The following is a 13,503-nucleotide window of genomic DNA, read 5'->3' as shown; positions in this document are numbered from 1 at the left end:
CCGTCGTCTCCAGGATGCACAGACTAACGCCATAACGCTGCCCGCGCATCCCTTCCTACTGATCAACAATGTCAAAGAACTCAAAGGCCGAAACCCTAAACCGCCCAACCCGCGTCGCCAATCTCATCAGCGCCGCGCCTCGTCGGTGGAGGCGGGTTATAGGCCCACCCCCTTAAACTGTCAAACACCTTTTTGTAAAAAAGGGACAGAAATGCCCTTACGCAAAATTTTTGCGCGAAGACACATATAGGTTTCACTTTTATGACCCGCAAGAGGGGTCATCTTAAGAAGTTTTGTCCCAACCCGATTGTAACCATATTCTTTTGAGCGTTTAAAGAGCTAAGATGTTCGCGCGGCACCGTTAAATACCGAGAATCAGGTGACGCAAAAAATCAAAACAGATCAAAAATACCCAAAATTCTATTATGAGGCCCCATGCCCCACAGCAAACCCAACCATGATTCGCCCCGATCAAACGCCCTGCCCGGCCAAAGCACCCCGATTGAGGTGATTGATATGCATACCGGCGGCGAGCCGTTGCGGATTGTCACATCGGGGTATCCGACGATTCCGGGCGACGATATTCTGGCCAAGCGGCGTTATGCCCGCGATCACCTTGATCATTTGCGCCGTTTTTTGATGTTTGAACCGCGCGGGCATGCCGACATGTATGGCGCGATACTGGTTGAACCGAGCCTCCCGGGGGCAGATATGGCCGTGCTGTTCATTCATAATGAAGGCTATTCAACCATGTGCGGGCACGCGATCATCGCCCTTGGCCGCTATGCGGTTGATTATGGCCTGGTCAAAGTGGTCGAGCCGGTCACGCACGTGAATATCGAATGCCCATGTGGCATGGTTCGGGCCGAAGTCGAAGTCACCAACGGACAAAGCCGCAAGGTGCGGTTTTCATCCGTGCCCTCCTTTATGTTTGCCAGCGACCTTGCGCTGACCCTGGAAGATGGACGCAGCTTTAAAACCGACATCGGGTATGGCGGTGCGTTTTACGCGATTCTTGATGCCGGACAATTTGGGCTGCCGATCAGCTCATCGGTCACAAACAAGCTGACACAGCTTGCTGAGGAAGTATGTTTGGCGGTGAGGAAAGCCATCCCGCTTTCCCACCCCGATCATGATGATCTGGCGTTTTTATATGGCGCGATCCTGACCGATGGCAAAGACGCCTTTGGCGACACACCGACGCGCAATATATGTGTGTTTGCCGACAGTCAGGTTGACCGCAGTCCGACCGGATCGGGTGTCAGCGCCCGGCTTGCCATTCAACACGGCAAGGGCCTGATCCAAACCGGCCAATCGCGCCGGTTCGAGAGCATTGTCGGATCGGGTTTTGAGGGGGCGGTCACCAGCACAACCACCTGTGGGCCGCGCCCGGCCGTCATCGCGTCGGTCAAGGGGTTGGCCCATTATAGTGGCAAGGCCAGTTTCTGGTTTGAAGACAATGATGACGTCGGACGGGGATTTATGCTGCGCTAATGCAGGGCGGTTTGGGCCACCGCTGTTTTTAAAAATCGCCTTGCCGTCCCTACTGACGGGCGTTGCGCAGGCAATCCATCAGGCTGTTGGCGGAATTTTCAATATGGTCAGCCAGAAGACCCACCGCCTCGTCAACGTTTCCGGCTTTGCAGGCTTCGAAAATCTGGTGGTGTTCGCGCTCGGCCCGATCGGTTTCCCCCGAAAGCGCCAGTTGCGCCTGCGCAAAACGGACCGTGTTGTTGCCAATCATGCGGATGATCTCAAGCGTTTTGGGCCGGTTTGACGCCCGATACAGCCGGTCATGGAATTCGCGGTTAAGCTCCCCCCATTTCGACACATCGCCAGACCGGAAAGCTTCGTCATAGACCATCAGGATATCTTCGACCGACTTTAAATCCGCCGGTGTCATGCGCGGAATGGCATGACGGAGCAATTCGCATTCGAGCAATTTGCGCACTTCAAACAATTCTTCGATTTCATCAAGCGACAGCTGGGCGACAATCGCCCCTTTGTGGGGCTGAAACGACACCAATCCTTCGGCGTCAAGGCGCTGAAGGGCTTCGCGGACCGGAATGCGCGACACATTATATTCACCGGCGATCGCATCCTGACGCAACTGGAAGCCCGCAGGGAAATCACCCGATAAAATGCGGGCCCTGAGGTCTTCGGTAACCTGATCGGTAATGGTGCGGCGGGTAAATCGCGGTGATGCGGTCATTTCAGCTCTTTTATAATGGGTCCCGGTTTCATGGCATCCGGGGTAACGATCTGTCCAGCTAGACTGGCATATCCATGATTAGTCATAACCATGCACCCGCCAAGTCGCAATATAATTGCATACTGTATAATCAGGGACCCATCGCGCAAATACAACGAAGGGAGCATAAAGCCCCCTTCGGTCGGTTAGTTTACGACAAAGCCATGTTTGTAGGGATCACGGTCATCAATAAAGATCGTGTTATACCCGTGCTTGCGCGCCCAGCCTTCGATACCGGGCACCACCGCGTCATACGCGCCGACTTTGGTGTGCTCGACCACGCTGACCCTAAATTGTGATCCGATGATGCTTTCATGGATCAACTCATGGGCCGGATCCCATTGCCGCTTGGCAACGAGTTGTGCCAGTCGCGCCGACGACCCGGTGCCGCAAGGTGAACGATCAATGCCCTTATCGCCGTAAAACACTGCATTGCGGTGCGTGCTGTCAGGCTGGGTCGGTTTGCCGGTCCATTGGATATGCGACAGGCCCTTGATGTCGGGGTAAAGCGGATGGACAAAGTCGTTTTGTTCATTCAGACGACGACGGAGTTCCGGGCTGATGCGTTGCAGATCACCGGCCGTGAAGTCCGATACATCCCGGTAATTTTCTTGCGGCTCGACAATCGCATAGAAATTCCCGCCATAGGCAACATCAACCATGATCGGACCAAGATCGGGACAGTCAACGGCAATATCGGTTTTATACAGGAACGACGGCACGTTGGTCAGCTTGACCGATTCGACGTATTCACCGACCTGATTGTATTCGGCGATCACCAAGCCTGCAGGGGTTTCAAGCCGCAAGCGCCCCGGTGTTTTGGGTTTTACCAGGCCTTCTTCAATCGCCATGGTGACGGTCCCGATGGTGCCATGGCCGCACATCGGAAGACAGCCCGACGTTTCAATGAACAGCACTGCAACATCATAATCATCGGACGTCGGATCATAGAGGATCGAACCTGACATCACGTCATGACCGCGCGGCTCAAACATCAACCCGGTGCGGATCCAGTCATATTCGGCCAGAAAATGCGCCCGCTTTTCAAGCATGGTCGCACCGTGAAGTTTGGGTCCGCCGCCGGCAACCAGACGCACCGGGTTGCCGCAAGTATGACCATCAATACAAAAGAAACTGTCTTTCGCCATGGGTGGGGCCTTCTAGAAACGATTGATACGATAGGGCGTCATGTTGATCGGGGTTTCTTCCCCGCTCATAAGATCGGAAATCAGACGCCCGGTGGTGGCTGCCATGGTCAGGCCAAGGTGCCCGTGCCCAAAGGCGAAAAAGACGTTCTGATGATTGGGGCTTTTGGAAATGACCGGTTTTGAATCGGGCATGGACGGACGAAAGCCCATCCATTCCGTGCCGCCTTCGCCATTCAGCTTGGGCAGGACTTCCTTACCCTTGGCAAACAGTGCCTTGGCCCGATCATAATTGGGTGCCGCGGTCAGACCGCCAAGTTCGACCGCACCGCCAACGCGAATGCCCATTTCCATCGGCGTCATGACGAAACTGTCATCGGCACAAATCACCATGCGCGACAGTTTGGCGCCGTGATAGGGAACGGTGGTGTTATAGCCCCGTTCAGTATCAAGCGGTACTGGCGAGCCCAGACGTTTGGCGAGCGTTTTGGACCATGCTCCACAGGCAACCACCACCGTGTCAAAGGTAATCTGATCCCCAGATGTGGTCATTGCCGCACGTGGTTTGCCATCGCGATAGACAAAGTCAGTGACTTCGGCGGTTTCAAATTTACCCCCCTGATCACGGAAGCATTTATACAGCCCCATCACGATTTTATAGGGGTCAAGCACCCTGCCCCAGTCTTCTTCCATCACGCCGCATGAAAAGATCGGCGCCAGATCGGGTTCGAGGTCGCGCACTTCAGCACGGGTAAGATCGCGGATTTTAATGCCGTTCCGCCGACGAAGGTCAATTGCATAATCATCTTTACGGCGCGAGGCATCGCTGCGATAGACCGCCATCGCCCCCTCTTTTTTAAAGACGGCATCGGCAAGGCCAGCCTTGGCAATCACGGGATCGTAGTCATCCCATGCGCGGTTAAGGAGTGCGGCCAGTTCGATTGCGATCTGCTCAACCCGGGATTTGGAGCTTGCGGCCAGAAAACGTAACAGCCATGGCAACATTCTGGGCAAATATCCCCAGCGCACCGAAAGCGGCCCCAGCGGATCGAGAAGCCAGCCGGGCACATTCATGAGTGTTCCAGGCATTGCAATCGGCGCACATTCGGTTACCGCAATCCCACCGGCATTACCAAAGGATGCCCCCATTCCCGGCTCACCACGGTCCAGAATGGTCACCTCATAGCCCTTATCCTGAAGGGCGAGTGCGACATTCACGCCGATAATCCCCGCACCAATCACGACGGCCTTTTGACCAGATGCATTCGGGGTTTTGGATTTTGAGGGCGATTGGGACATTTGCGGGCCTCGTCAAATATGGTGCGTGTCGTTTCTGGGATTTAACTGCCGACAAGATGGCAGGAAACTCCCCCGCGAGATGTCACGAGGGAGCTTACTGTTTCATCATTCGCAATCGAAATGCAATCGGTTGATGCCACAACCGGCTGCATTTTAGGTCGTGCCTAGAGGCTTGGACGGGTATCGATTGCTTTCTGGATTTCAGCCTTGATCGTTTCAAGCTCTTTGCCAACCAGCGGAAGACGCGGGGCGCGCACATGCGCCTTGCCCACACCGGTCATTTCCTGTGCCAGTTTAATGTACTGAACCAGTTTGGCATGCACATCCATGTGCAGAATAGGCGTGAACCAGCGGTAAATGGTCAGGGCTTCTTTGTATTTACCTTCAGAAAGCAGTTTCCAAAGCGCGACTGATTCTTTTGGGAAGGCATCAGTGAAACCGGAAATCCAGCCAACAGCGCCAAGCACCTGCGTTTCCATGACAAGGTCATCCATGCCACAGAACAGAACGAAGCGATCACCACAGGCATTGTAAATGTCGGTGATACGGCGCGGATCGCCGGAGCTTTCCTTGATCGCGACCAGATTTTCAACATCTGCCAGCTGATTGAATTCTTCTGGTTTGATGTCGATGCGATAGGCACCCGGATTGTTGTAAATCATGATCGGAAGCTTGGTAGCGCCCGCAACGGTGCGGAAATGCTCAATATTTTCACGCGGATCAGCGGTGTAAACCATGCCCGGCAGCAGCATCAGGCCATCAGCGCCAAGTTCTTCGCAGACCTGAACATAACGGATCGCAGCCTGGGTTGAGTTTTCAGCAACACCCGACAGAACCGGAATGCGGCCCTTGGTGACTTCGACAGCAAGTTTGAGGACGGCAATTTTTTCGTCCGGCTCAAGGGCGGTGTTTTCACCGACCGAGCCCAGCATCACCAGACCATCGACGCCCGCGGTGATCAGGGCTTCGATCTGTTCGGCGGTCATGTCGAAATCGATTGAGCCGTCTTTGTTCATCTGTGTGGCAACGGCGGGGAAAACGCCAGTCCAGTTTACCTGCATGGGAAAGTAACCTCCTGATACAGCGCGATCCGTCTTGGCGCGCGCATTACACATTCAAACACCCATATTCACGAGGGCATGTTCAATTCATGTATATTGTATACAAAATATACATCGAGGATGCAAAGAGATTTTTGACCAAAAAGAAAAGGCCCCGCGAACGGAGCCTTCAAATCTACAACACCAGGGGACGAGATATCTCGTTTTACGCTTTCTGTGGTCCAAATCGTACTGTGCGGACATGATCAACGGGTGCCGTCCCGGTCACGACTGCAAGTGTTTTGGCAATGATCACCTGATCACAGAGTTCTCGTTCGACCAGACCCCGGGCTGCTGCGCCATAAGCATGACGGGTTGCATCATTCTCCATCAGTTTTTCGATGGCATCGGCAAGCGCATTTGCATCGCGCAAGGGCACAAGAAGACCATTTTCCTGATGGGAGACGATTTCGCGACATCCGGGCACATCGGTTGACACCATGGCAAGCCCCGAGGAAGCGGCTTCTAACAATGATTTGGGCAGGCCTTCGCGCCATGATGGCAAAACGGCCAGATCAGCAGAACGCAGCAAGTGCGCAATGTCGCTTCGTTTGCCAAGCCATTCGATCAGCCCGTCTTGCTGCCATTTCACCAGATCGCTTTCCGATGCACTGTCAGGATTGGCAGGATCGGCATCACCGACCAAAAGGAAACGATAGGTTCGATTGCGCGATTTAAGAGTACGCGCCGCCTCGATCAGCTCGGCAAGTCCCTTTGACCACAGCATTCTAGCGACAAAGATTGCAGTTTTGGGGCCGTCCGATGATGTGGTTCTCGGTGCGAAAGCCGAGATATCCACCCCTGACCCACGGATCAGCGCCAGTCGGCTTTCCCGAAAACCAAGACCAGACATCAGAGCATGATCATCGCGGTTCTGCACGATCACGTTGATGGACGGGCACCGAGCATACACCCGTAAAACCAGCGACACAATATGTCGAACAACGCGAGCTTTGGCACCGCCAGACACAAACAGGAAGCCAAGCCCGGTTATCATATTAACTGATCGCTTTGCCCCGACCAATAGACCGGCAAAGGCAGAAAGAACAACACACTGTATCGCGACATTGACGATGACGTCGGGCTGTTCGCGCCGGATCAGACAGGCCAGCGACTTTACCGTTTTAAATGACTTGAGCGGGCTTAAGCCGCCGCGCGCAATCGGTACATCAACGACGCGAAAGCCTTCGCTGCGCAACGCGTCCGCAGCGTCCCCCACATTGCAGGCAACAACGACGTCGTCCCCACGCACCAAGGCCGCACGACCAAGTCCGATGCGATGGGATACGAAAGACCAGTCTTCGGCACAGACGATCATGGTTTTGCGTCTAAGCAGTGTTTGACGGCCTCCGAGAGCAGGTTTTCCTAAAATCAGCCACTCTCGCCGCAAGAATGCCAAAGAAATGCCCAACATGAACACACCAAACCACCACGACGTCCAGAATGAGTAGTTAAACAGTCCGGCGAACCAATAGGCTGCAAACATAGCAAGCGGCAGGGCAGAAACCTTGCCACCATTGCGCAAAACGTCGACGAAAGCCGTAACGGCGCAGCATGCAACCATTGGAACCATTACGAGCAAACCGATAATCCCAACCTCAAGCCAGATCTCCATAAACCAACTGTGAGGGTGGCCAGGTAAAACAGATTGGGCTGAGCTACCTGCGAGTTCATTTGCACCCGGAACCCATGGGGAAGCGTTGATTCCATAGCCAATCAAAGGATGATCAAAAACATGGCTATAGGTAAACTGCCAAATCATTTGACGATGAACATCAACAAGCCATGTAGGTAAATATGGTACGAACCCTCTGAGATCACTCATATTGCCAGTAACCTCACCGAGCCATAGCAACACCCCAACAATCGCGACCGCAATCCCTGCAAAAACAGCAACTTTAATAAACCGCGACTTGATCAAGAAGACTAAACAAATGCCCATAGCACAGCCTGCCGCCAGAATTGCGGCCACATTAGCCCGCCCTTGAGAAACCTCTAATATTGGTAGAATTGCTATTGCTGCGATGACAGATACATATTTCCGGACACCTTTTCGGTCGAAAGCATCCGCGACAAGCATCATTGCGCCAAAGATAAGAAAACTACCGACAGGCTTAAGACGGCGCGTAATATCAAAGTTAAAATCAGGCTCGCGCAAAGCCTTTAGAGAAAGTAACTCCGGGTGAACCACTATAGAAAACACGCAAAAGATAATCAAAGCCCACGTCGCAAGAATGCATGAATCCCAAGCAATGCGTGCTTTAGGCTGTATCAATCGCATCAGATACCAAATGCCTGATAGCATCGAGAATCTTGCAACCCACGTTTCGATGGACTTTGACGGGACAACCGACCCGACTGCTGAAATCAAGAAGACAATCAAGGTGGCTACAATCAGCAACCCTAACGGCCCCATGAAATCATTCCGCATTTTACGCCATGCAGCACCATGGCCGGAAGATACGATAGCGAGAAGCAAGGATAAGCCGAGCCCGATCCCCAGCGCAGCGCGGCCAAAGAAAAACAGCGGCGCAGAAATGCCAAACAAGATTGCGGCGAGGCTAAGTATCGTATCGCGCCAATGCCGTGCCGGGACAGATTGTTGCATCGTGAATGGTTCCAAAATGAAGTCTGCCGTCTTGCTAAACCGCTGCCGGGTCGGCGTCAATCACGGATCGACGCCACCATGACGCATATGGTTTAATCGTCACCATATCTTTCAACCTTTTGACATAAAGGCACAGCATGACGGTGATGAAAGCCCTGTTACGGTTTCCCGGTGAACGGAAGATCATGCTTGCCGACTGCCCGATACCCTCATTGAAGCCCCATTCCGTTCTGGTGCGGACATCCGCGACCGTCATAAGCCCCGGTACCGAGTTTAACCAGGCGCAACAAACCACCGCATCGCTAATCCAAAAGGCATGGCAGCGCCCCGATCTTGTGGCCCTGACACTTAAGTCATTGCGATCAGATGGCGCGCGCCAAACTTTTGATCGCGTTCAAAACCGCCTTGGTCGCCCGTTATCAATGGGATACTGCGGCGCGGGTGTTGTGCATGCCGTCGCAGATGGTATCGCCGACCTTGCATGCGGGCAGCGGGTTGCCATTGGCGGCATGAATTATGCCAACCATGCCGAGTGGAATGTGGTGCCAAAAAACTTCGCCTGCCCCATTCCCGATGAAGTCAGCGACCAAAAGGCCGCTTTTACGACCCTGTATGCCCTTGCCCTGCATGCCCTTCGACAAGGGGGAACCGGGATTGGCGATCGAGTTGCAATTTTGGGTGCCGGGCTGATTGGTCAATTGGTGGTTCAAACCGCATTGGCCGCAGGTGCACGCACCTCTGTCATTGAGCCAAATCTCATACGCCATAAAACGGCAAAAACAATTGGTGCGACCGGCACATATCACGCGGCCCAAGACGCACCGGGCAAGCAATTTGACACGGTGTATATCTGTGCCCCGGCACAGGGCAACCATACACTGATTGATGACGCCGCACGGCTGTGCCGGGATCGCGGAACCATTGTCTGTGTCGGGGATGTTGCCCCGCATGGCACACGCGATATTCTGTATATTAAGGAAATCGATCTGCGTCAGGTGCGATCCTATGGACCGGGCCGCTATGATCCGGCCTATGAAGAAGCCGGTCAGGACTACCCCGAAGGACATGTGCGCTGGACTGTGAACCGGTACATGAAAGCCGCCCTTGACCTGATGGCCGATGGCAGGCTTGATCCCCTGCCCCTGATCACCCGCGACATTATGTTCGATGCAATTGCCGATCACTTCACGCGAGGCGCTGACGCTGATGATCTGGCGACTGTCGTGCATTTTGCTCATAGTGAGATGGCGCAAGACGGTGACAGTAAAAGCCCCAATGCGCATGCTGATACGCAGGATTTCCTTGTAGCCCCTCAGCCGATCTCCATGCCCCGCAGTCAGCCCCGCCGAGATAAGCCCGTCACACTCGGGTTGATCGGGACGGGGAATTATCTGGGGGGTAGCATACTACCACTCTTGCGTAAACATACCCGGATTGATGTTCTGGCCTGCGCATCCCAAAGCGGGCTTTCGGCGTTGGCTGCTGCACGCAAATTTCGCGCGGCAAAAGCCTATTCCGACGTCACGGACATCCTGGATAATTTCGAAATTAACAGCGTGATCATCGCCACCCGCCATGACAGTCATGCGACGTTGGCCGATAAGGCATTGGCGGCGAGCAAACATGTCTGGCTGGAAAAGCCGATTGCAATCACCCATGATGATCTGGAACGCCTGCGCCCACATGCGACCAACCAAAAATCGGTTTTCATGATTGGCCACAACCGGCGTTACGCAGCGATGAGCCAGAAATTGCGTAAATTGCTGCCGCCCGACGCAAAGCAGTTTCACTATCGGGTCCGGTTCAAACCATTATTTACCGATCATTGGCTGAACCGCCCCGATCAAGGCGGGCGCACCATTGGCGAGATCAGCCATTTTATTGATCTTATGACCTATCTGTCCCGTGCGAAAATCAGTGACATCGCCTGCGACTGGCGGGACCGGAAAAGGGGCGATAGCATCTGGCGCGTACTGTTCTCGGACGGGTCGGTTGGCGAGGTCAGCTATTTGCACACAACCCGCAATGAGCCCAAGGAAACCCTTGAAATCGCGGCCCCGGAGTTTGGTGCAACACTACATGATTGGCGTAGACTTCAGGTCAATGGAAAGGTCGTGATGCGAAACTGGCGGGCACGTGACAAGGGGCAGAAAGACGCGATTGAAGCCTTTGTCGCAGCCATTGAAAAGGGCGTACCCGGCCCGGACACACCATCACTGAATGATGAGATCAACCTGATGGAGCGCATCCTGAACGCTGCGAACACCTAAGGGCCTTACTGTGGCCCGGCATACAGGACCAACAGCGGCAAGGTCAGCATGCTGATGATGGTTGTGATCAGGATCGTTGTCGAAGACCGGTCGACACAGACGTTATAATTCCCCGCCACAACCGCAACATTGGCCCCGGCCGGAAGGGCCGCCACCAGTGTCACGATGGTCAGCCACAAAGGCGGCAGATCGAAAACAAAATGTGCTACCGAAAACACCAGAACCGGCTGCACAAACATTTTCGCAACGGTGCACAGCAAACTTGCACTTAAATTCCCGCGTACCGACTGACCATAAAGTCCGGCCCCAACCAGCAACAGCGCAATTGTCGGTCCGGCTGTTCGGAACCGTTCCAGCGTGCCGTTGATCATTTCGGGGATCGGAAGATCAATCAGGGAGGCAAGAACCCCCATCACAATCGCAATAATAATCGGGTTTCGCATGACACGCACGACACTGCGCACGACCTTGGGCAGCCAATGCCCATCGCCACCGCGTGTACCCTCGACAATCAGGATCGTCAGGCCAAGAAGGGTCAGCGGATGGATCGACAAAACGATCAAAAGCGGCACCAATCCTTCTTCGCCGTACACCGCCTGCACCAGAGGGATGCCAAGAAGAACAATGTTGGAAAACACCCCGCCCATCGCCGTCACGGCCGCTTCGTCTGTTTTGGCCTTAAGCCAGACACGTGCGGCCATGAACACCAGCGCAAAGTTCAAAAGCACACCGGAATAGTAGCTTCCCCACAGGCGCAAATCGAAATGCGCACTGATGTCTGATTGCGACAGGGTCTGAAACAGCATGGCCGGGATGAAGACATTCATCGCAATTTTGGCAAGGAACGGTATGCCTTCGCGCGAGATGATCTTTACGTGGGTCAAAAGAAAGCCCCCAAGGATCGTCAGAAACACAGGTCCGACTTTTCCGACGATCAGATCAAGCATAGGTCCCCCGGCATTATCACTGCACTGCTTATGATGAACGGGCCCCTACCCGCAAAAAGAAAGGACGGTGCCAATGACACCGTCCTGAAATAGTACAAAGCATTTCGGAGACTTACCAGCCCAACGACACAAAAGTGCGGCAAGGCTGCCATGCGTGTTAATGATCCTGATCTGTTTGCACGCGCCGGACAGCATCCTTCCAGCCAGCAAGAAGGTCCACACGGCGGCGGGGCTCAATCGCCGGTGAATAACGGGCATCCATGTGCCAATTTTGCGCAATATGATCAAGATCGCGGTAAATACCGGCCTGTAACCCGGCCAGATACGCCGCCCCAAGGGCTGTTGTTTCGGTGACTTTGGGGCGTTCAACATCAATGCCCAAAACATCTGAAAGCATCTGACACATCCAGTCATTGCTGACCATGCCACCATCAACCCGCACCGCCTTTGGCGAAACACCGTCGGCCGCCATGGCCTCAAAAAGATCAAACGTCTGGTAACAGACACTTTCAAGGGCGGCGCGGACAAACTCACGCGGGCCAGTATCACGCGTCAGCCCGAAAATAGCCCCACGTGCATCCGGGTCCCAATAGGGGGCGCCAAGCCCGGTAAAGGCTGGCACCAAATATACCCCGTGATTGCCATCAAGCGATTTGGCCAAGCCTTCGGTCTCAGCTGCCGATTTGATGATCCCCAATCCATCGCGCAACCACTGCACCGCTGCCCCGGCAACGAAAATGGCACCTTCAATGGCGTAACTTGTTTTCCCGTTCAAACGGTATCCCACCGTGGTCAAAAGCCGATGCTGCGATGTCACCGCCTCATCCCCGGTATTGAGGATCACGAAACAGCCGGTGCCATAGGTGCTTTTGATATCCCCCGGTTCAAAGCAGCATTGTCCGAATGCGGCGGCCTGCTGATCACCCGCCATGCCAAGCACCGGGATTTCACTGCCAAACAGATCGGCATCCACCATACCAAAATCGGCAGCACAATCACGCACATCAGGCAGCATATTGCGCGGTACGCGGAAGATGTCACACAAATGATCATCCCAGTCGTTTTCGCGAATATTAAAAAGATTGGTCCGTGCGGCATTGGTGGCGTCGGTCGCATGGGATTTCCCGCCGGTCAACCGCCACAGCAGGAAACTATCCACCGTGCCAAAGGCCAGATCGCCCTGTTCGGCACGGGCACGCGCACCTGATACATGATCAAGAATCCACGCAACCTTGGTGGCGGAAAAATACGGATCAATCAAAAGGCCCGAGCGCGCATTGACCTCGTCTTCAAGTTTTGGATCGGATTTTTTCAAATCATGGCACAGGGACGCGGTACGCCGGTCCTGCCAGACAATCGCGTTATAAACCGGCTTGCCGGTTTTACGATCCCAAACCACGGTGGTTTCGCGCTGATTGGTGATCCCAATAGCGGCAACCTGTTGAATATCGACCCGCGCAAGCGCTTCTTTACAGACGGCAACCACCGTGTCCCACAAATCTTCCGGGTCATGTTCGACCCAGCCATTATTGGGGAAATGTTGCGGGAATTCCTGCTGTGCGACAGAAACGGAATGGCCGCTTTCATCAAAGACAATCGCCCGTGAGCTGGTCGTTCCCTGATCAATGGCCAGAATATAACGCGTGTCGGTCATCTTTGTTTTCCTCCCGAGCTGGCAGTTTTCCTGCCGTATTCTCCTTGCATGAAGTCATGCGGTTCGGCCCGTGTTACAAACGTGACCGATGGTTTTATGACGCCATTTAGGAAAATTTTCGCACAAAAAACAATTCGTTTTCGAAAATTTTTTCACCCTTCCCAACCAAGCACCTGTTTTCACAGCAATTTCTTTAGCGGACCGCCCAGCAGAAATTGCCGAAATACCC

General features: G+C 54.0%; 10 protein-coding genes. 3 read left to right on the top strand and 7 right to left on the bottom strand.

What is annotated here, in order from left to right; genetic code table 11:
* The first annotated feature begins 435 nt into the window (after window positions 1–435).
* Window positions 436–1,494, top strand: coding sequence for a proline racemase family protein (locus AMM48_RS18650; RefSeq protein ID WP_244271303.1), 1,059 nt, complete (start codon window positions 436–438; stop codon window positions 1,492–1,494).
* 49 nt (window positions 1,495–1,543) lie between these two features.
* Here the strand turns inward: AMM48_RS18650 and AMM48_RS18645 are convergent, their stop codons facing one another.
* From AMM48_RS18645 to AMM48_RS18625, 5 genes are all read right to left on the bottom strand, one after another.
* Window positions 1,544–2,212: a GntR family transcriptional regulator gene (locus AMM48_RS18645; RefSeq protein WP_022732216.1), complete on the bottom strand. Its 669-nt coding sequence runs from the start codon at window positions 2,210–2,212 to the stop codon at window positions 1,544–1,546.
* 185 nt (window positions 2,213–2,397) lie between these two features.
* Window positions 2,398–3,399 carry a 4-hydroxyproline epimerase gene (locus AMM48_RS18640; protein ID WP_102785291.1) on the bottom strand — a complete coding sequence of 334 codons (1,002 nt, stop codon included), beginning with the start codon at window positions 3,397–3,399 and terminating at the stop codon, window positions 2,398–2,400.
* A 12-nt stretch (window positions 3,400–3,411) separates the two neighbouring features.
* Entirely contained in the window at window positions 3,412–4,695 is a 1,284-nt protein-coding gene (locus tag AMM48_RS18635) for an FAD-binding oxidoreductase (RefSeq protein ID WP_102785290.1), read from the bottom strand.
* Window positions 4,696–4,859: 164 nt separating this feature from the next.
* The gene (locus AMM48_RS18630) at window positions 4,860–5,756 is read right to left on the bottom strand and encodes a dihydrodipicolinate synthase family protein (RefSeq protein ID WP_102785289.1); all 897 of its coding nucleotides are present in this window, start codon (window positions 5,754–5,756) and stop codon (window positions 4,860–4,862) included.
* Between the two features lie 205 nt (window positions 5,757–5,961).
* Window positions 5,962–7,875, bottom strand: coding sequence for a glycosyltransferase (locus tag AMM48_RS18625; RefSeq protein ID WP_279627500.1), 1,914 nt, complete (start codon window positions 7,873–7,875; stop codon window positions 5,962–5,964).
* 211 nt (window positions 7,876–8,086) lie between these two features.
* Here AMM48_RS18625 and AMM48_RS22215 point away from each other — a divergent pair, with 211 nt between their 5' ends.
* Together AMM48_RS22215 and AMM48_RS18620 are read left to right on the top strand one after the other, a co-directional pair.
* Window positions 8,087–8,485, top strand: coding sequence for a hypothetical protein (locus AMM48_RS22215; RefSeq protein ID WP_158246490.1), 399 nt, complete (start codon window positions 8,087–8,089; stop codon window positions 8,483–8,485).
* Window positions 8,486–8,549: 64 nt separating this feature from the next.
* The gene (locus tag AMM48_RS18620; protein WP_158246489.1) at window positions 8,550–10,673 is read left to right on the top strand and encodes a bi-domain-containing oxidoreductase; all 2,124 of its coding nucleotides are present in this window, start codon (window positions 8,550–8,552) and stop codon (window positions 10,671–10,673) included.
* 5 nt (window positions 10,674–10,678) lie between these two features.
* Here the strand turns inward: AMM48_RS18620 and AMM48_RS18615 are convergent, their stop codons facing one another.
* Window positions 10,679–11,620, bottom strand: coding sequence for an AEC family transporter (locus tag AMM48_RS18615; protein WP_101302538.1), 942 nt, complete (start codon window positions 11,618–11,620; stop codon window positions 10,679–10,681).
* A gap of 157 nt (window positions 11,621–11,777) precedes the next feature.
* Window positions 11,778–13,274 carry a glycerol kinase GlpK gene (gene glpK, locus AMM48_RS18610; protein WP_102785286.1) on the bottom strand — a complete coding sequence of 499 codons (1,497 nt, stop codon included), beginning with the start codon at window positions 13,272–13,274 and terminating at the stop codon, window positions 11,778–11,780.
* Between the last annotated feature and the right edge of the window lie 229 nt (window positions 13,275–13,503).

This window comes from Thalassospira sp. GB04J01 (assembly GCF_000751115.1).
In the GTDB taxonomy this organism is placed as follows: domain Bacteria; phylum Pseudomonadota; class Alphaproteobacteria; order Rhodospirillales; family Thalassospiraceae; genus Thalassospira; species Thalassospira lucentensis.
Note: the sequence above shows the minus strand (reverse complement) of the source record. Positions and strands in the feature narration are given on the sequence as shown.